The organism is Arthrobacter sp. V1I7 (assembly GCF_030817015.1).
GTDB lineage: Bacteria > Actinomycetota > Actinomycetes > Actinomycetales > Micrococcaceae > Arthrobacter.
Map to the genome: position 1 here is coordinate 2,314,134 of NZ_JAUSYS010000001.1, position 19,948 is coordinate 2,334,081.

Sequence of the window (19,948 nt, forward strand, 5' to 3'; positions counted from 1 at the left end):
GTGACCGGGCCGGTCAGTGCTTCGGCGCGACGGCGATCTCTTCGCCGTCGACGGCGTGGAACGGTGCGTGGCGGTCCATGATCAGCAGGTACACGACGGCGGCCAGGATCGCGCCGACGAACCAGGAGAAGCCGGAGACGTAGGTGAACTCAGGGACGAGAGCCAGCACCAGGGCGACTATCGCAGCCGGTGTGCCCGCGATGACAGCCTTCCGGTTGACGCCACGCGTGTACGCGTACTCCCCGTCAGGCGACTCCGAGTACAGTTCCGGAACGTTGACCCGGCCCCTCCGGACCAGCCAGTAGTCGGCCATGATCACGCCGAACAGCGGCCCCAGGAGGGCGCCCAGCCCGCCGAGGAAGTAGACGATGACCACGGGCGAGTTGTACAGGTTCCACGGCAGGATCACCAGGCCGATCACCGCGGAGATGATGGCTGCCCGGCGGAAGTCCAGGGTCCGCGGGAAAAGGTGGGCCAGCGTGTAGATGGGCGCCACGAAGTTGGCCATGAGGTTCACGGCCACCGTCAGGATGATCAGGGCCAGGCAGGCCAGCACCAGCAGGAATGTGTTCGGGATGGCGTTTACGACGTCGGTGGGCGACTCGATGACCGTCCCGTCGATCTTGTACCGGGCGCCGCAGAGGACGATGACAATGGCGGCGAAGAAGATCATGTTGATGGGGATGCCGAAGAAGTTGCCGCGCACCACCGACCGTTCCGAGGGCGCGCCCCGGGTGAAGTCGCAGAAGTTCAGCACGAACGTCCCGTAGACGACCACCCAAAGCGCTGCGGACTGGAAAATCCGCACCCACATCTCGGTGCCGGTCAGCGAATCGGCGGTGGACCAGGCGATGGACCCGCCGGCCTCCACCAACATCCAGACGGCCAGCGCGAGCATGGTGACCAGGATGATGGGGCCGGCGAAGGCCTCGTACCTGCGGATCATCTCCATCCCAAAGCTCACGATTACGGTCTGCACCGCCCACAGCGCAACGAACGAGATCCAGCCCAGCGTCGAGAGTCCGAGGAACGAGTCCGCATCGAGCGGCGCCAGGGCCGGCGCGAGGGCCAAGATGAGCACCCGGAGCACCACCGAGGCCAGGTAGGTCTGGATGCCGAACCAGGCCACGGCCACGGCGCCGCGGATGATGGCGGGGATGTTGGAGCCACGGATGCCGAACGCGATCCTACTCATGACCGGGAACGGCACGCCCGTCCGCTCGCCCATGAACCCGGAGAGGTTCAGGAGCAGGAACAGCAGGACGGCGCCGAGCAGGAAGGCGAGCATGATCTGCCAGGCGCCCAGTCCCAGGGCGAACAGTCCCATGGCGAACACGTAGTTGCCCAGCGAGTGCACGTCATTCGCCCAGAGCGTGAAGATGCTGTAGGCGTGCCACGTGCGGCCCTTGCGCGTGGTGGGAGCCAGGTCCTCGTTGTAGAGTCGGGGGCTCACGCCCGCAGGCACCTGCTCCGGGACGGCTGGCTCTCCCCTTGAGATTTCCTCGACCGCGGGGTCACCGGTGCCCCACGGCTCCGGGTCAATCAGATGCGGATGCCCGTGCTCGTCGTGCGAGCCGGGACCGTGCTGGTGGGACATGGTGCAGACCTCCGTGTTGCGGTAAAGGGCGTTGCCCGGGTTGGGCTGGTGTTTGACCGGCAGAGCCCCCGCCCGGATGATCCGTGCGGGGGCCTCCCGGTTTAGTCGGGGCTTCGCCTACCGGCCGGCGAGAACGTCCCCGGCTGTCAGCGGCCAGCCGAGCACTTTCTTGGGGCGGGGCGGGGCGTAGGTGCGGACCTTGGAGGTGGAGAGTCCCAGCCGGACGAGGGATTCCGCGATGGTCACGGCGGCGGCCACGCCGTCGACCACCGGGACACCCGCGCGCTGGCGGATTTGCTCGTCCAGGCCGGCCATCCCCCCGCAGCCCAGGACGATGACTTCAGCCTTGTCCTGCCTGACAGCAAGCAAAGCCTGTTCGATGATGGCTTCCACGGCGCGCTCGGGTTCCTCCTCGAGCTCCAGGACGGCCATGCCGCTGGCACGTACGGAAGCGCAGCGGCTGTCGAGCCCGGCAAGCTTCAGCCGGTCCTCGATGAGCGGCACGGTCCGGTCCAGGGTGGTGACCACCGAGTACTTGTGCCCGAGGAACATCGCCGTGCTGGCGGCCGCTTCGGTGATGTCCACCACCGGAACGTTCAGCAGCTCCTGCAGGCCCTCGCGGCCGTGTTCGCCGTAGCCGGCCTGGATGACGGCGTCGTACGGTTCCGGGTAGGACAGCACCTTGTCCATCACGGCGATGGCGGCAAGGTAGCTTTCAAAGTTGCCTTCGCAGGATTCGGCTCCAAAGCGCGGTGTCAGGCCCACGATCTCCGTGCCGGGTGCCGCTGCCTGCCGGGCCTGTGCGGCAATGGAATCAGTCATGGACTCGGTGGTGTTTACGTTTGCAACAAGAATGCGCATGGTTTTCCTTAGTGGGTGCTGGCGACGGCGATGGCTTCACCGGAGATGTCGTCGTGGTGCTGCCTGCGGTCGGAGATCTGGTAGTAGACGACCGCTGCGATACCTGCTGCAACGAACCAGGCGAAGGGGGCCGCCGCCGCAAAGGCCGGAACGAAAGCGATCAGGAGAGCGACGGCTGCCGCGGGCACCATGGCGATGATTGCCTTGGGGTTGTAGCCCTTCGTGTAGAAGTAGGCACCAAGGGGCGATTCGGTGTAGAGGTCGGGGACGTTGATCTTGCCGCGGCGGATCAGCCAGTAGTCGGCCATGACGACGCCGAACAGGGGGCCGAGCAGCGCGCCCAATCCTCCGAGGAAGTAGACGATGACCAGCGGATTGTTGTAGAGGTTCCATGGCAGGATCACCAGGCCGATAGTGCCGCTGACCCAGGCAGCCTTGCGGAAGTTGAGCTTTTTCGGGAACAGGTTGGTCAGTGCGTACACCGGAGCGACGAAGTTGGCCATGAGGTTGACGGCGATCGTCAGGATCAGCAGGGCGAGGCAGGCCAGGACAAGGAACAACGTGTTCGGGATGGTCTGGACGATGTCCGACGGGCTCTGGATGATGGTGCCGTTGATCTTGAACTGGCCTCCGGCCATCACGACGACGATGGCACCGAAGACGAGCATGTTGATCGGGATGCCCCAAAAGTTTCCGCGAACGACGGCCTTCTTGGAAACGGCGGAGCGGGTGAAGTCGCAGAAGTTCAGGACAAAGGTGCCGTAGATGGATACCCATAGGGCGCCGCCGGCAAAGATCGTAAGCCACATGTCTCCGCCTTGGAGTGCGTTATCGGAGGACCATGCGATGGAGCCTCCGGCTTCGGCGAAGATCCAGACGGCGATGGCGGCCATCGTGACGAGAATGATCGGACCGGCGAAGGCTTCGTATTTGCGGATCATTTCCATGCCGTAGCTGACAATGACGAGCTGGACGACCCAGAGGACCGCGAAGGAGATCCAGCCCAGCGTTGACAACCCGAGGATTGAATCACCGTCCAGGGCCGCAAGGGAAGGCGCGACCGCGACAAGCATGACGCGGAAAACGACGGACGCCAGATAGGTCTGGATGCCGAACCATGCAATGGCAACGGCACCGCGCAGCAGGCTGGGGATCTGGGCTCCCCTGATGCCGAAGCTTATCCGGCTCATTACGGGGAACGGCACGCCGGTTTTAACGCCCATGAAGCCTGAGAAATTCAGCAGGGCAAAGAGCAGTGCCGCACCGATCCCGAGCGCCAAGAGGATTTGCCAGCCGCCCAGGCCAAGAGCGAACAGGCCGATGGCGAAAGCGTAGTTGCCAAGGCTGTGGACGTCGTTGGCCCACAGGGTGAAGATGCTGTAGGCAGTCCACCGGCGGCCGTCGGTTTTGGTGGGAGCAAGGTCGGTGTTGTACAGCGACGGGCTGACGGAGCCACCGGCGTCAACCGCGATATCAGGCCAAAGGGCGTCGGCGCCGGGAGCGGGATAGGTTTCAAATTCTGAGGATGCCGGTCGGTTGACCTGGTCGACACTGACCGGCGGAGTCTCTTGCATCATGCGACTTCCACTTCTGAGAGGCTGATCCCGAAGCATGTCCTCCGCCTCTTTGCGTAAGAATTTCCGCTTCGTGGAAAAGCAATTTTGGATAATGAAAGAAGTTTATGACCCAGATCACGCCCGGTCAATAGCCGCCCCTAGTCCGTCGGCCCTGCCGAGTCAATTTTGACCCGCCGGGGTGATCGGATATTCTCGTCAGGTAACAAAGTTTTTTCATATGATGAAAACTTAGCCCAGACATTCAAAGATGAAACGAGGCTGCCGTGGCTGCAGGAGAAGAGACCTCCCATATCCTCAGCGGGTTGACAAACCAGCTGCCTGATCGTGATCCGGAAGAGACCGCCGAATGGCTGGAGTCCCTGGATGACCTGATTCAGGATCAGGGCACCGAGCGTGCCCAGTACATCATGCGCGCGCTGCTCCAGCGGGCCGGTGCGCAGAGCGTCGGGGTTCCGATGGTCACCACCACGGACTACGTGAACACGATCCCGGTGGACCAGGAAGCGCCGTTCCCCGGCGATGAGGAAATCGAGCGGAAGTACCGGGCCTGGCTGCGCTGGAACGCCGCGGTGATGGTGCACCGGGCGCAGCGGGCCGATATCGGCGTCGGCGGGCACATCTCCACCTACGCCGGGGCCGCGACCCTGTACGAGGTCGGGTTCAACCACTTCTTCCGCGGCAAGGACCACCCCGGCGGCGGGGACCAGGTCTTCTTCCAGGGCCACGCGTCCCCCGGCATGTACGCCCGCGCGTTCATGGAAGGCCGGCTCTCCGAGGAGGACCTGGACGGCTTCCGGCAGGAGAAGTCCAAGGAAGGCCACGCCCTGTCCTCCTACCCGCACCCGCGCCTGATGCCGGAGTTTTGGGAATTCCCGACCGTCTCGATGGGCATCGGCCCGATGAACGCGATCTACCAGGCCCAGTCCAACCGGTACCTGCACAACCGCGGCATCAAGGACACTTCCGACCAGCAGGTCTGGGCGTTCCTGGGCGACGGCGAAATGGACGAGCCCGAGTCCCGCGGCCTGCTCCAGCTCGCCGCGAACGACAAGCTCGACAACCTCAACTTCGTGATCAACTGCAACCTCCAGCGCCTCGACGGGCCCGTGCGCGGCAACGGCAAGATCATGCAGGAACTCGAGGCGTTCTTCCGCGGCGCCGGCTGGAACGTCATCAAGGTCGTCTGGGGCCGGGAGTGGGATTCGCTGCTGGCCAAGGACGAGGACGGCTCGCTCGTGAAGATCATGAACGAGACCGTCGACGGGGACTACCAGACCTACAAGGCCGAATCCGGCGCGTTCGTCCGCGAGCACTTCTTCGGGAAGACCCCGCAGACCAAGGAACTGGTCCAGGACCTCTCCGACGACGAGATCTGGAACCTCAAACGCGGCGGGCACGACTACAACAAGGTCTACGCCGCGTACAAGGCCGCGACCGAGTTCAAGGGCAAACCCACCGTCATCCTGGCCCACACGGTCAAGGGCTACGGCCTGGGCACCCACTTCGAGGGCCGCAACGCGACCCACCAGATGAAGAAGCTCACCCTCGCGGACCTCAAGGCCTTCCGCGACCACCTCCGCATCCCGGTCACCGACGACCAGCTCGAAGCCGACCTCTACCGGCCCCCGTACTACCACCCCGGCATGGACTCCCCCGAGATCCAGTACCTGATGGGCCGCCGCAAGGAACTCGGCGGCTTCGTCCCCGAACGCCGCGCAGGCCATGCGACGGTGGAGCTGCCGGACCCCAAAACCTATGAGGTTGCCAAGCGCGGTTCCGGGAAACAGCAGGCCGCCACCACCATGACTTTCGTGCGCCTGCTCAAAGACCTGCTCCGGGATAAAAAGTTCGGACACCGCATTGTCCCGATCGTTCCGGATGAGTCCCGCACCTTCGGCATGGATGCGTTCTTCCCCTCGGCCAAGATCTACAATCCGGACGGCCAGGGCTACCTCTCCGTGGACCGGGATCTCGTCCTGGCCTACAAGGAATCGGCCCAGGGCCAGCTGATCCACCCGGGCATTAACGAGGCCGGTGCGGTGGCGGCCTTCACCGCCGCCGGAACGTCCTACGCCACGCACGGCGAACCGCTCGTCCCGGTCTACGTGTTCTACTCCATGTTCGGCTTCCAGCGCACCGGCGATTCCTTCTGGGCCGCCGCGGACCAGATGACCCGCGGGTTCATCATCGGCGCGACCGCCGGCCGCACCACGCTGACCGGCGAAGGCCTGCAGCACGCCGACGGGCACTCCCCCATCCTGGCCTCGACCAACCCGGCCGTGATCACCTACGACCCGGCGTTTGGGTACGAAATGGGCCACATCATCCGCGACGGCCTGGAACGGATGTACGGCCCCGCCGCGGGCAGCACCGGCGACCGGAACCTCATGTACTACCTCACGGTCTACAACGAGCCGATCTTCCAGCCGGCCGAACCTGAGAACCTCGACGTCAACGGCGTGCTGAAAGGCATCTACCGGGTGTCGGCGTCGGACGTCGAAGGGCCCAAGAGCCAGATCCTGGCCTCCGGAGTCTCGGTGCCGTGGGCCCTGGAGGCCCAGCGGATCCTCGCCGAGGACTGGGGCGTCTCCGCGGACGTCTGGTCCGTCACGTCCTGGAACGAACTGCGCCGCGACGGGCTCGCCGCCGAAGAAGAAGCCTTCCTCAACCCCGGCCAGCCCGCCCGCGTGCCGTTCGTCACCGAGCAGCTCGCCGGCGCCAGCGGACCGATCGTCGCCGTCACGGACTACATGAAGGCCGTCCCGGACCAGATCCGCCAGTTCCTCCCGCACCAGTTCGCTTCCCTCGGCGCCGACGGCTTCGGCTTCTCCGACACCCGCGCCGCAGCCCGCCGCTTCTTCAAGAACGACGTCCACTCGATTGTGGTGAAGACCCTGCAGCTGCTGGCCTCGCGCGGAGAGGTGGATGCCGGGGTACCCGCCTACGCCATGGACCGCTACAAGCTCCTGGACGTCAACGCCGGAACCACCGGCGGAGCGGGAGGCGACTCCTGACCGGCGCGTTAGGGTGGGACGATGAACGACAGCGGAGCTCTCCGCACGACGGCGGTGCTGCTCGCGGCCGGGGCCGGCAGGCGCTTGGGACTCGGGCCCAAGGCGCTGCTGCCGTTCCGTGGCCGCACGCTCGTTGAAGTGCTGGCGGACGAGCTGCTCGCAGGCGGCTGCCGGGAAGTAGTGACAGTCCTCGGCGCGGACTCGGCAACGGTCCGCGCCGGCACCGACCTCAGCCGGCACCGGGTCATCGAAAACCCGGACTGGGCCACCGGAATGGGCAGCTCGTTCCGGCTGGGAGTTGCCACGGCCGCGCCGGAGGATCACGTGCTCTTCGCGCTGGTGGACCAGCCCGGCCTGACCCGGGACACAGTCGCCCGTGTGCTGGCGGCCCACCGGCCAGGCCGAGTGACGGCCGCCGCCTACCGGGAGCCGAATGGTGAGCTCAGGCGGGGACACCCGTTGCTGCTGGATGTCACCTTGCGGTCCGAAGCCGCTGGAATGGCAACGGGTGACGCCGGCGCGCGGTTGTTTCTGCAGGCCAATCCGGAGCTGATCGACCCCGTGGACTGCAGCGACCTCTCCGGCGGCGAGGACCTCGACAGGCCCGAACAGCTGCACCTGCTCGATTAGTCGAGCCGCAACTGCCTCACCGGCACGGGCACAGGGCACGGGGCACGGCCGCGTGCTAGTGCACCAGTCCGGCCGACAAAAGTTCCTGCAGGCCCTCCTTGAACCCCGCCCGGCCGCCGTGGGCGGGATGCCTGATCTTCGGCACGGAAATGCCGTTTCGCTGCAGGCTGCGGCAGGCCACGTTCCCCACGGCTACCACCGTCGGGATCTCGAACAGGTCCAGCAGCTCCTGCCAAAAAGGGACTCCAATGGCTGTCTCCGTCAGGGTCGGCGTCCGGTTGGACAAGGGACGCCCGGGGACGTGGGTGTGAAAGGGGTACGCGCTCCACAGCAAGGGCAGGAAGTCCAGCTCGGCCAGGACCTGCCACATCACGGTGGCCGTCGGTTCCGACGCTATTCCCTCGGACTCGGCCGGCAGCACATAGCCTTTCCCCGGCCCGAACAGCCCGAAAGAGTTGGCGGGGGCTGCCAAAATGGAGCGGTTGGTGAAGGGAATCCCGGTGATCCTCATGCCCCGGAAACCGGGCGCCTCCCCCAGGAGCAGCACCGCCGGGCGCCGATCCAGCATTTCGTGCAGATAGGTCTCCAGGTTCCGCCGGCGCTGGGCATTCCCCGGAACGGCACGATCGAAGAAGTTGTGGCAGCCCGGCCCCGTCTCCACGGCAGCTAGCCGGTCAGTGAAGCCTTGGATCGCGGAAGTGGTCATCCACTGCGCTACCAGCGGGGGTGGATCGACGCGCGGAAGTGGCGGTCGTAGATCTCCCGAACGCCGACGTCGAACGTGGCGTCAATTCCGCTGGCCCCGGCCGCCTCCGCGTTGGACCGCACCTGGTCCACGTTACGGGCACCCGGGATGACGGTGCTGACGCCGTCCTGCGCGGTGATCCAGGCGATGGCCGCCTGCGCCGTGGTGACGCCGTCGGGCACCAGTTCCTCGAACTCCGCCACAGCCTTCAGTCCCTGTTCGTAGTCCACGCCGGAGAACGTCTCCCCGACGTCGAACGAGGAACCGGAGCGGTTGAAGTTCCGGTGGTCGTCCGCCGGGAAGGACGTTTCCCCGGAGTACTTTCCGGACAGCAGTCCCGAGGCCAGCGGCACCCGGGCGATGATGCCCACCCCGGCAGCCGCGGCGGCCGGCAGCACCTCATCCAGCGGCTTGAGCCGGAAGGCGTTAAGGATGATCTGCACGGTGGCCGTGCCCGGGTGCCGGATGGCCTCAAGGGCTTCATCGGTGCGCTCGACGCTGACGCCGTAGTTCCTGATCGCCCCTTCCGCCACCAGCGTGTCCAGGGCGTCGTAGACCTCGGCGCTGCTGTAGACCGCGGTCGGCGGGCAGTGCAGCTGGACCAGGTCCAGGCAGTCGGTCCCCAGATTGCGCCGTGAGCGGTCCGCCCACTCACGGAAGTTGGCGAGGTTGTAGTTGCCGGGGCGCTGCTCCAGCCGCCGGCCCATTTTGGTGGCCACGGTGATGTCCAGCCCGGGGTTGCCCGCGAGGAACGCGCCGATCGCCTGCTCGCTGCGGCCGTCCCCGTACACATCCGCGGTATCGAAGAACGTGACGCCTGATTCCACCGCGGCGGCCAGGACTGCCTGCGCCTGCGCGGGGTCCACGGAGCCCCAGTCGGCGCCCAGCTGCCAAGTGCCCAGACCCACGATGGAGACGTTCCGCCCGGTTTTGCCCAATCTGCGCTTTTCCATCGTTCGACTATAGAACGTCAGCCACCGCGTTGTTAACCGCGCGGCACAAGCCCCGCTTCCTTCATCCCCAGGTAGATCTTGTCCCGGGCGATGGGCAGCTCGGCGAAGCGGACTCCGGTTGCGTTCCGGATGGCATTGGCAAGCGCCGGCGCCACCGGGTTGAACGGGCTTTCACTCATGGATTTCGCCCCCAACGGTCCCAGTTTGTCGTTGGTGTCCGCGAAGTACACCTCACTTCGGGGCACGTCCGCAAAGGAAGGGATGTGGTACTGCCGGAGGATGTCCGTGGTGACCCGGCCGGCGTCGTCCACCACCACCTCCTCGTACAGCGTGGCGCCGAGCGCCTGTGCGATCCCGCCCTCGATCTGTCCGCGGCACTGCCGTGGATTGACCACTACGCCGGCGTCGGCAGCCTGGACGCTTTGCAGGATCCGCAGCTCCCCGGTGCCGCGGTTCACCGCTACCCGGAAGCCGTGCACGTTGAACGCCACGGACCGCGGCGTCCCTCCCCAGCGCCCTTCAGCGGCGAGTTCGACGCCGGCTTCCGCAGCGGCGTGCGCGAGGTCGGTCAGTGGCACCGGAGTTCCCTCGCACAGGACTGTTTCGCCGTCGAGGACGCAGCCGGAGGCCTGGATCTGCCGGATCCCGGCGGCGAACGCCCGGATCCGGACGGCCAGTTCCTCGGCGGCGGCCAGCGTCGCCTTTCCCGCCACCACCGTTCCCGCGGAGCCGAACGCCCCGGTGTCGTGCTCGATCAGGTCTGTGTCCGACTGCCGCACCGCGACGCGGGATGCCGCCGTGGACAGCGCCGTGGCGGCCAGCTGGGCGTGGACGGTGGTGGTCCCGTTGCCGAACTCGGCGGTCCCGACGTCGGCCTGGTACGTTCCGTCCGGCAGGAGCCGGAGCTTCGAATGGGCAAAGTGCCCCCGCGGCGGGACGGTGTCGATCATGGACAGCGCGGCACCTTCGCCGGTGACCCAGTCCGGGCCGAGCTGGTCCAGGCCGGCCGCGCGGTACCGTTCCTTGCCCCGGTCCAGGGCATCCCGCACCAGCCGGAGGCATTGATCCAGGCCGTAGCTGCCATAGTGGACGTCCTCTTCCGGCTCCGCGTGCGTGGACAGCATGCGGTCCCCCTCACGGACCATGTTGCGGCGGCGGAACTCCAGCGGATCCATCCCGATCCCCACGGCGAGCTCGTCCATGGCGGACTCGATGGCAAAGATCATCTGGCTCAGCCCGTAGCCGCGGAACGCGCCGGACGGGACGGTGTTGGTGTACACCGCCTGCGCGTCCACCTTCTTGTTGGCGCAGTTGTACACGCCCAGCGATTCGCCGCAGCCATGGAACATCACGCCCGGACCATGGTTCCCGTACGCCCCGGTGTTGGTCAGGACGTCCAGCTCCAACGCGGTCAGCCGGCCGTCGGCACTGGCGCCGGCCTTGAGCTTGATGGTGAAGGGGTGCCGGGTGGTGGTGGCGGTGAACTGTTCGGTGCGGGTGAGCTCCAGCTGCACGGGACGGCGCAGTTTCAGGGCCGCGAGCGCCACGATGTCCTCCGTGAGCACCTCCTGCTTGCCGCCGAAGCCCCCACCCACGCGGCCCGCCACCACGTGGACCCCGTCCTCGGGCAGCCCGAAAACCCGGCACAGGGTGCGGCGGACCAGGAACGGAACCTGGCTGGACGTGCGGACCTGCAGCCGCCCGCCGCTGTCCACGGAGGCGATGGCGGCGTGGGTCTCCAGCGCGACGTGCTGGACCCGCTGGGTCCGGTAGGTCTGTTCATGGATGAAGCTGGCGGCCGCGAACCCCTGCTCCACGCTTCCGAGCTCGGAGTGGAGTTCGGCCACGACGTTCTGTGCCGGCCGGGCAATCCTGGATGAGGAGCTGTCCTTCTCCGCATGGAGCGTCGGTGCCCCGGGACGGATGGCATCCTGCGGCGTGAACACGGCGTCGAGCACCTCGTACTCCACCGCCAGCGCGCGGACCCCGGCCTCCGCCGCAGCAACCGATTCTGCCACGACGGCCGCGACCCGTTGCCCGATGAACCTCACCACGTCATCCAGCACCCTCGTGTCGTCGGGGTCATCCGTATAGAGCTCGTGCTGCGCCGTCGAAAACAGCTGGGCGGGCGCATCGTGGTGGGTGAACACCGCCACCACCCCGGGAACCCTGAGAGCCGCCTCCGTGTTGATCGACAGTACCCGGGCGTGGGCGTGCGGCGAGCGCAGGAGCTTCAGGTGCAGCAGCCCCTGGAGCTGGTCCGCCGGAACATCCAGTGTGTAGCGCGCGGCGCCGGTGACCACGGCGAGGCTGGCCGGGGCCGGTACGTCGTCCCCGAGCTGCCCGGGCCGTGGTTGGGGCTGGCCTTCCCCGGCGATGCCGGAGCCCGGACCTGCCGGATCCTGGTGGCCGGCGTGCCCGCAAACGGCATCCGCGATCGCCCGGTAACCGGTGCAGCGGCAAAGGTTGCCCTTGAGATTGCGGGGCAGGTCGCCCTTCTGCTCTTCTGTGAAGGTGGCCGCGGTCATCAGCATGCCGGCCGTGCAGAAGCCGCACTGGAAGCCCTGGCGCTCAAGGAACTGTTGCTGGATGGGGTGCAGCGCCTGGCCCGTGGCGGAGGCTGTCCCGTCCGCGCCGGAGGCATCGCCGAGCCCTTCGATGGTGGTGACGGTGTGCCCCTGGGCCCTGACCGCGGGGTAGATGCAGCTGTGGACCGGGATGCCGTCCACGTGCACGGTGCACGCTCCGCAATCGCCGCCGTCGCAGCCCTTCTTGACGCCGAAGTTGCCCTGCTCGCGCAGGAAGGTCCGCAGGCACTGGCCGGGGCGGGGCGCAGCTTCCGCGGGAACGCCGTTGATCTCGATGGCCATCGTCAGGCCCCTTCCTGCCGGAATGTCTGCGGCGCGAAGGCCGGCCGCGGGCGCGCCGGGCCAGCGGTAGTGCCCTGCGGAACCGGTGGCGGCCAGAAGTCACCGGGAAACCTGCACCGGACGCCCGCCGCGGGGTGCCTGGCCTGCCGGCAACGACAGCTCCGCCCGGATCTCCTCGGCCAGCCGGTATGTCATGTCCCGGCGCCAGGCCGGCAGCCCGTGAATATCGTCGTGATACAGTCCGGCCGGCACGGCATCGTCCAGCGCAGCGGCCAGCTCGACAGCTTCCGGCACGTCCCGGAAGCGCAGCTGCACCGGCCGCTTGGTGGCAGCGGTGACGGTCAGGACAAGGGAGGCACCGCCGTCGAGCCTTCCGATCAGCAGCACCCCGGAGCGGCCCATGTTGCTCAGCGACAGGCGGCGGAACGCCACCCGGGAGGACAAGGACGACGCCGGGAGATGGACACTGCGCAGCAGCTCGCCCGGCGCCAGGGAGTTCCTCCCGTCACCGGTGACGAATTCGGCCACCGGCACCCGGCGCGTTGTGCCGCCGGGGCCGAGCAGGGTCGCCACGCCGTCGAGCCCCGCGCAGAGCGAGATGACGGGCCCGGCCGGCAAGGACGTGCAGAGGTTCCCGCCCACAGTGGACATGTTCCAGACCTTGAAGGACGCCACGAAGGAATCGCAGCAGGGACGCACCAGATCCAGGGCGGGCCACGCGGCACGGCCCGAGTCTCCCAGCGATTCCGGAAGCGCGTACAGCTCCGCAATTGTGCAGGTGGCGGCCAGCTCGATCCCGGCGGCAGGTTCCCCGGCGTCGGTCCCGGCGGCAGGTTCCGCGGCGTCGCTCCCGGCTGCAGGTTTCCCGTCCGCCACGGTCACGGGAGCCCAGCCCGCGGTGCCGAGGTCCAGCAGGCGCTTCAGCGGCTCGGCCCCGAACGCGCAGCTGCCGTAGGAAAACAGGACCGTGCCGCCGGCCAGCCAGGCGTCGCCGGCGCGCCACTCGGCCGGGTCCGTGGTGGGAACCACCGCCTCGATGCTGTTCATGTCCATGCGATCTCCTGGTGCGTGTCGAGTGAGGCTGCCAGCTCCGCGGCGGGCTGCGAGTGGATGGGGTTTCGGTGGATGGGTCCGGACGTGTCCCGGAGCGGCAGGCCGGAGCCGGTCCGGCTCCGGGCCGCGATGATCTCCGCGGTGACGGAGACGGCGACCTCGGCCGGGGTCACTGCGCCGATGTCCAGCCCGATGGGTGAGTGCAGTCGGGCGATCCGTTCAGGACGGACGCCGGCGTCCAGGAGGTCCTCGACCCGCTGGAGGTGGCTCCGCCGGGACCCCATGGCGCCCACGAAGGCAAGGTCCAGATCCAGCGCGGCTTCCAGCAGCGGGAGGTCGAACTTGGGATCGTGGGTGAGGACGCAGAGGACGGTGCGCCGGTCGAGGCGGCCCGCTGCGGCCTCTGCTGCGAGGTATCGGTGGGGCCAGCCGGTGACCACTTCATCGGCGGTGGCGGTTAAACGGGCCTGCGCAGCGAACGCGGGACGCGCATCGATCAAGGTCACGTGATAGCCCAGCAGTTTCGCGGCAGGCAGCAGCGCCGCACTGAAGTCGTTGGCGCCACAAACCAGCATGCGCGGCGCGGGCAGCCGGCTCTCAACGAGCAGGGTGACAGGCTCTGGGGATTCAGCTTCCCGGGACGCGGTGCCCCTGCGGCAGGAGCCCGGTCCGGCCAGCCGTATCAGGCCGGTTCCGATGCCGCGCAACACGGATTCGAGCTGTGCGGCAGCCGCGGCGTTGTCTTCGTCCGCCGGCCAGGTCAAGCCAAGAAGGTCGGCCATCTCTGCCGATCCGGCCGCCCGGAAGTTGACCGGATCCGGAACCACGACGGCGCCGCTGCCGCCTGCGTCCACGCGGCGCACCAGGGCCACCGGGTCCGCGGGCCCGTACGAGGCGATCTGGCCGAGGGCTGCCCGCAGCGGTCCGCCGCTGCTGCATTCCCCGCCGAAGGGCTCGATGTGGACCTCGAGCTCGCCGCCACAGGTGAGGCCGGCCGCGAAGGCGTCGGCGGTGCTGTAGCCGAAGGTCTCCAGGCGGGTGCCGCCGTCGTCCATGGTCTCCAGTGCCAGGGTCAGCACGGCACCTTCCACGCAACCGCCGGACAGGCTGCCGAGGACGGCGCCGGTCTCTGAGACCAGCATGGAGGTGCCCACGGGCCTCGGGACGGAGCCGCTGGCCGCCACGATGGTGGCAACGGCGAGTCGTTCACCGGCCAATGCCGGCGGCCAAGCGCTGAGCGAAGCTATCAGATCCAGCATGGCGGCACTCCTTCATCCGGCGCTGCGGTCATTTCCATATTGTCGTTCCTGCCGGGGGCCGGACAAAGCATCGGCCCGGGGTAGTTGCCGGATGCGCGGCGGTTCGGACAGCCGCGGCGCGGGTCCGCGGTGCGGAAGTCCGAAACCGCCGCGGCTGTCCGAAAGCAACGCGCGGCTCAGGCCCCGAGCAGCAGGTTGATGGGGCCGCGGGCGAAATACACCAGGAATCCGGCGCTGACCACCCACATCAGCGGATGGATCTTCTTCGCTTTCCCGGATGCTGCGCCGATGATGGCCCAGGACACAAAGCCCACTCCGATGCCGTTGGCGATGGAATAGCTCAGCGGCATGGTGACGATGGTGAGGAACGCCGGGAGCGCCACGGAGAATTTGCTGAACTTGATTTCGCGGATCTGCGCCATCATCATCGCGCCCACCACCACCAGGGCCGCCGCCGCCACTTCGAGCGGAACCACGCTGGTCAGCGGCGTGAGGAACATGGAGCCCAGGAACAGCACCCCGGTGACAACCGAGGCCAGGCCGGTGCGGGCACCCTCCCCGATCCCGGCCGCGGAGTCGATGTACACCGTGTTGGAGGAGCCCGAGGTGGCGCCCCCTGCCACGGCGCCGACGCCTTCGACGATGAAGGCCGACTTGAGCCGCGGGAAGGTCCCGTCCTTGTGTGACACTCCGGCGCTCTTCGCCAGGCCGGTCATGGTGCCCATGGCGTCGAAGAAGTTGGTAAAGACCAGCGTGAACACCAGCATGGTGGCCGCGAGCCCGCCGATCCGGCCGAAGGCGCCGAACAGGTCGAACTGGCCCACCAGGCCCAGGTCCGGAGCGGAGACAAGCTGGCCGGACAGCACAGGCGTGTTCAGGTGCCAGCCGCCCGGGTTGGTGGCGCTTGCCGGCCCGATCTTCAGCACTGCCTCCACGACGGCAGCCAGGGCCGTGGTGGCCACGATGCCGATCAGCAGCCCACCCTGGACCTTGCGCGCCACGAGGATTCCCATTGCGAGCAGTCCCACCACAAATACCAGGGTGGGGACGGAGGTGATGGAGCCGTCTGTGCCGAGCTGGACGGGCGGTCCGCCTTCCGTCGCCCGGACAAAGCCCGAGTCCACGAAGCCGATGAACGCGATGAACAGGCCGATCCCCACGGTGATGGCGGCCTTAAGCTCCTTGGGCACGGCCCGGAAGATGGCGGTGCGTGCCCCGGTGATGCCGAAGAGCACAATCAGCACGCCGTTGATGACCACCAGGCCCATGGCCTCGGCCCAGGTGACTTCCTGGATCACCGAGACGGCGAGGAAGGAATTGATGCCCAGCCCTGCCGCGAGGCCGAACGGGAGGTTGGCCACGAGTCCGAAGAGGATGGTCATGACGCCCGCCGTGAGTCCGGTGACCGCGCCGATCTGGGCCGCGGAGAGCCAGCCGCCGGCCACGTCCGTGGGCGCGTTGTCCGCCGTGAAACCGCCCAGGATCAGCGGGTTGAGGATCACGATGTACGCCATGGTGAAGAAGGTCACCAGTCCGCCCCGGAACTCGCGGGCGACCGTGGAGCCGCGTTCGGTGATCTGGAAGAAGCGGTCCAGGTAGGACTTCGGGGCCGGCGGCCTGTCCGGGCCCGCCCCTTTGGTGGCACCCGGGGCGGGTAATTGTCCTACACCTGCAGTGCGGGCGGCCTTGGGAGCGGAATGCTCCTCGTGGGAATCCAGGATAGTCATCTCAGCCACCGCGCCCTAGTAGTCGATCCTGGAATCGAGCTTGTTCCAGGTGTTGAACGGCTCCAGCGGCGCGGGGGCCTGGGGATCGCCCAGTTCCAGCTTGTCCACCGGCATCAGGGAATTCCTGTCCCGGTTTTCGAAGTATTCGTAGAAGACGGCGTCGTCGAAACCCACGGACGCGGCGTCGTGGCGGTCTGCGGCGAAGACAACGCGCTGGACGCGGGCCCAGAGTGCGGAGGCCAGGCACATCGGGCATGGCTCGCAGCTGGTGTAAAGGACGGCGCCGGTGAGATCGAAGGTGCCTAGTTCCCGGCAGGCCGTGCGGATCGCGGTGACCTCGGCGTGGGCGGTGGGATCATTGTCGGCGGTGACGCGGTTCACGCCCTCGAACGTCTGGCCGCCGGCCGTGACGATCAGGGCCCCGAAGGGGCCTCCGTTGTTCAGGACGTTGGCCGTTGCCAACTGGATGGATCTGGCCAGATACTGTTCGGCCGTGACGGTGGTACTCATGATGCGACTCCCTTTTCTTGGAAGCCGATACCCGTTGCGGGTCCAGTAAAACCAGGTGCGACGGTTACCAGGCTTCAGCATGTGCTGTGAAGGTTAAGTTGCGCCTGGTAGATAGCTTCCCGGAGTCCGGGTGCCCGCCTTTGGCAAGATTGAGATTAGCACCGGAATGTGACCTGCGCCATCGTTTTCCGGAAATTTAATTTCGCAATGTGAAATCAACGTTTCAGGGCGCTCTCCTCGCCGATCGCGCACGCCTCACGCCGCGGGATCTGGAGCTTGCCCCACCTCGGCGCCCTCCGGTACTCCCCCGGCTGCACCACGCCGGCATACCACCACCTTCCCGGACGGCCTGGGAAATGCCATCGACATTGAAAGGACTGCCCCAAGTGACTCCTCATGCCACTGCCGGCGTCATCCGTAGTGCCAGCATCCCGCCTTCGAGGAGCCGCGGTTCGACGATCCGCAGCGTGTGCCGGCTCCCGTCCTCCGGCAGCATCTTCTTGCCGCGCCCGAGCACGATGGGCGAGACCAGCAGAACGTACTCGTCGACGAGATTCTCCTCCATGAGCAACTTGACGAGCGTCGGGCTCCCCCACACGATCACGTTCTCCCGCTCCCGAAGGACGCGGATCCGGCCCGGTATGTCGTCGGCAATAATCGTGCTGTTGTTCCAGTCGGCGTGATCCATCGTCGTCGACACGACGTACTTGGGCATGGCGTTGAACTTGTCGGAGGTGAAGTCGCCCGATCGCGACGGCCAGGCAGCGGCGAAGCCGTCATAGGTGACTCTTCCGAGCAGCATCGAGTCCGCCACGGCCAGCACTTCGTCGTTGAACGCGCCGGTGGCGTCGCTGAAGAACGGGCCCGACCAGAGCTGGGGCTCCTCGGCGACGTTGTCCAGAGTGGTAAAAGCGGTGACGGTGAGCTTGCCCATAAAGATCTCCTTCAGGTTGGTGACGCTTGGATTGACGTGCCCCGACGTTCGGAACGGGATTCGATCCTTACAGCACATTGAACGCCAGTTCACGCTGGTCGTCACCCGCCAACTTCCGAATCCGGATGGCGCTGATCGATCGGACCTAGCTCCCTCCACCGGGTAATTATCACGAAAACACGTCCCGCTGGGGGACCGGCCGGTGGGCATTCCTTGGGTGGGGAGGCGAAAGGACTTAGCTCCGTTTACCTCCTGGAGGCTTCGCCCCGACCGGGGCCTCTGGCTCCGGTCGCGCTCAGGTCGCGGTGCATGCGAGGGCGACGGCCGGAAGTGAGTGTCAGGATCGCACGACGGCGATCAGCTCGGCACCGCCGCTCCCTGGTTTTGTTGACTCTTGTCCTGGGACAGCATCTCATCGGACTTAGCCCTTGGACTCACCCTCGTCGCAGGATGCGCAACCTGCCCTAGGACACGCAAAAGGCGTGGCGACACCCGAATCCGGGTGTCGCCACGCCTTTTGCGTGTCCTAAAGAAGTTTGCGTGTCCTAAAGAAAGTTACGCGTCGGCGCGCGTCCTACGGGCGCCGGCGGCCGAAGACCGGTAGCGCGTGGATCCAGCGTGAGAAGCGGCCTGGCACGTGGACCCGATCCTCAGGCAGGTAGAAGTCCGGGTCCGCTCCGCCTCCCCGGGGGAGGTAGAACTCCTGGGCTGAAGGTGCGGCAGCCTGTGCCGGTGCCACCGTCGTCGTATCCTGCGGGTACATCTTGTCCTCCTCTGCGTGAGTGATGATTTGAACTTCCGCTGTACGGAAGTTATTTTCTGCTATATGAAAGAGGATAGAGGCGGATCATCCGGGGCGTCAATGGCCGGTGGTGGAGCTCGGGACCGAAGGGGTCTAAAAATTGTTATGTACAGCACCTCTGTGTTGCGCTACTCTGGATCTCAATTCGTGGCGCAGGTCACGTAACCTGGGAGCAGCAGGCAGGGTTGTAATGAGCTGGCGTCAACTGACGTCGGCTCATTTTTTGTGGGGCCGACGCGGAAAGAAGCGCACGCGAAACGCGTGCGAAATTTCTATGTGGGCATTTGATTCCACATACCGGAAGTTGGGAAAACCACCATGAGCAACAAGTTCATCCTCGGCGAAAACCAGTACGGAAAGGCCGAAGTCCGCGTCGTCAAGATCACCCGCGACACCGACCGCCACGGGATCGAAGACCTGAACGTCACCTCGCAGCTGCGGGGCGACTTCGCCGCGGCCCACCTCGAAGGCGATAATGCCCACGTCGTGGCCACGGACACCCAGAAGAACACCATCTACGCCTTCGCCCGTGACGGTATCGGCTCCCCCGAAGCGTTCCTGCTGCGCCTCGGCGAGCACTTCACGTCCAGCTTCGACTGGGTCACCGGGGGGCGGTGGGAAGCCGAATCCTACAGCTGGGACCGGATCCAGGCCCACGGCAGCGCGCACGACCATTCCTTCGTGCGCAACGGCCAGGAAGTCCGCACCGCAGTGGTGGTCCGGAATGGCGCCGCCACCCACCTGATCTCCGGGCTCAAGGACCTGACCGTCCTGAAATCCACACAGTCAGGCTTCATGGGCTACCCGAAGGACAAATACACCACTCTCCCGGAAACCGCGGACCGTATCCTGGCCACCGATGTTTCCGCCCGCTGGCGATTCAGGACCGGGACCGACCTCGGCACGCTGGACTTCAACAAGAGCTACGACGACGTCAAGGGCCTCCTGCTCGAGGGGTTCACCGAAAAGTACTCGCACGCCCTGCAGCAGACCCTGTTCGACATGGGCACCAAGGTCCTGGAAGCCCACAGCGAGATCGACGAGATCAGGTTCTCCATGCCCAACAAGCACCACTTCCTCGTGGATCTCACCCCGTTTGGCCTGGACAACCCGAACGAGGTCTTCTTCGCGGCCGACCGCCCTTATGGCCTGATCGAGGCCACCGTCCAGCGTGACGACGCTACGCCCGCGGACATCGCCTGGTCCGGCATCGCCGGCTTCTGCTAGAACCGTCCGACAACCACTGCCCCGACGCGCGCAAGACCAGCCAATGACAGCCGGTCTCTGGTCTCCCGGGCTGCACCCATCACTGTGCAGCCCGGGAAGGGGCACCCCTGTACACCCCACTTTGTTAGCCAGACCTGTTAGCCAGACAACGATGTCTGCCATGAACCAAGAAAGTCTGCCACGAACATT

Annotated in this window: 14 protein-coding genes and 1 pseudogene; 3 read left to right on the plus strand and 12 right to left on the minus strand. The window is 66.5% G+C overall.

All coding sequences use genetic code 11. The features are described from left to right. Positions 1 to 13 precede the first annotated feature (13 nt). The 3 genes from QFZ69_RS10765 to QFZ69_RS10775 all read right to left on the minus strand — a co-directional run bounded on the left by QFZ69_RS10765 (position 14) and on the right by QFZ69_RS10775 (position 4,035). Positions 14 to 1,597, minus strand: coding sequence for an NCS1 family nucleobase:cation symporter-1 (locus tag QFZ69_RS10765; protein WP_306918027.1), 1,584 nt, complete (start codon positions 1,595 to 1,597; stop codon positions 14 to 16). 117 nt (positions 1,598 to 1,714) lie between these two features. After that, positions 1,715 to 2,458: an aspartate/glutamate racemase family protein gene (locus tag QFZ69_RS10770; RefSeq protein WP_306918029.1), complete on the minus strand. Its 744-nt coding sequence runs from the start codon at positions 2,456 to 2,458 to the stop codon at positions 1,715 to 1,717. Positions 2,459 to 2,466: 8 nt separating this feature from the next. Continuing rightward, on the minus strand, positions 2,467 to 4,035 hold the full coding sequence (locus QFZ69_RS10775; protein ID WP_373461884.1) for an NCS1 family nucleobase:cation symporter-1: 1,569 nt from the start codon (positions 4,033 to 4,035) through the stop codon (positions 2,467 to 2,469). Between the two features lie 263 nt (positions 4,036 to 4,298). On the opposite strand from QFZ69_RS10775, the gene aceE reads away from it, so the two are divergent. After that, positions 4,299 to 7,049 carry a pyruvate dehydrogenase (acetyl-transferring), homodimeric type gene (gene aceE, locus QFZ69_RS10780; protein WP_306918031.1) on the plus strand — a complete coding sequence of 917 codons (2,751 nt, stop codon included), beginning with the start codon at positions 4,299 to 4,301 and terminating at the stop codon, positions 7,047 to 7,049. A 21-nt stretch (positions 7,050 to 7,070) separates the two neighbouring features. Then, entirely contained in the window at positions 7,071 to 7,679 is a 609-nt protein-coding gene (nboR, locus tag QFZ69_RS10785; RefSeq protein ID WP_306918032.1) for a nicotine blue oxidoreductase, read from the plus strand. A gap of 55 nt (positions 7,680 to 7,734) precedes the next feature. Here nboR and QFZ69_RS10790 read toward each other — a convergent pair whose 3' ends face one another. The 9 genes and pseudogenes from QFZ69_RS10790 to QFZ69_RS10830 form a co-directional block, all read right to left on the minus strand. Then, a complete protein-coding gene (locus tag QFZ69_RS10790; RefSeq protein WP_306918034.1) occupies positions 7,735 to 8,385 on the minus strand; it encodes a uracil-DNA glycosylase in 651 nt (216 codons plus the stop codon). A gap of 8 nt (positions 8,386 to 8,393) precedes the next feature. Then, positions 8,394 to 9,377, minus strand: coding sequence for an aldo/keto reductase (locus QFZ69_RS10795; protein WP_306918036.1), 984 nt, complete (start codon positions 9,375 to 9,377; stop codon positions 8,394 to 8,396). 32 nt (positions 9,378 to 9,409) lie between these two features. Further along, positions 9,410 to 12,247 (minus strand): molybdopterin-dependent oxidoreductase, encoded by a 2,838-nt coding sequence (locus QFZ69_RS10800; protein WP_306918037.1) that lies wholly within the window; start codon positions 12,245 to 12,247, stop codon positions 9,410 to 9,412. 2 nt (positions 12,248 to 12,249) lie between these two features. Further along, a pseudogene (locus QFZ69_RS10805) lies at positions 12,250 to 13,300 on the minus strand (FAD binding domain-containing protein). Further along, a complete protein-coding gene (locus QFZ69_RS10810) occupies positions 13,291 to 14,559 on the minus strand; it encodes an XdhC family protein (RefSeq protein ID WP_306918041.1) in 1,269 nt (422 codons plus the stop codon). The pseudogene QFZ69_RS10805 and the gene QFZ69_RS10810 overlap by 10 nt, the downstream one beginning before the upstream one ends. 176 nt (positions 14,560 to 14,735) lie before the next feature. Continuing rightward, a complete protein-coding gene (locus tag QFZ69_RS10815; RefSeq protein WP_306919662.1) occupies positions 14,736 to 16,286 on the minus strand; it encodes an NCS2 family permease in 1,551 nt (516 codons plus the stop codon). 15 nt (positions 16,287 to 16,301) lie between these two features. Continuing rightward, a complete protein-coding gene (locus QFZ69_RS10820; RefSeq protein ID WP_306918043.1) occupies positions 16,302 to 16,796 on the minus strand; it encodes a nucleoside deaminase in 495 nt (164 codons plus the stop codon). 394 nt (positions 16,797 to 17,190) lie between these two features. Beyond that, positions 17,191 to 17,730, minus strand: coding sequence for a dihydrofolate reductase family protein (locus QFZ69_RS10825; protein ID WP_306918045.1), 540 nt, complete (start codon positions 17,728 to 17,730; stop codon positions 17,191 to 17,193). A gap of 574 nt (positions 17,731 to 18,304) precedes the next feature. After that, the gene (locus QFZ69_RS10830) at positions 18,305 to 18,493 is read right to left on the minus strand and encodes a hypothetical protein (RefSeq protein ID WP_306918049.1); all 189 of its coding nucleotides are present in this window, start codon (positions 18,491 to 18,493) and stop codon (positions 18,305 to 18,307) included. A 357-nt stretch (positions 18,494 to 18,850) separates the two neighbouring features. Here QFZ69_RS10830 and pucL point away from each other — a divergent pair, with 357 nt between their 5' ends. Further along, the gene (pucL, locus tag QFZ69_RS10835; protein ID WP_306918051.1) at positions 18,851 to 19,759 is read left to right on the plus strand and encodes a factor-independent urate hydroxylase; all 909 of its coding nucleotides are present in this window, start codon (positions 18,851 to 18,853) and stop codon (positions 19,757 to 19,759) included. Positions 19,760 to 19,948 lie beyond the last annotated feature (189 nt).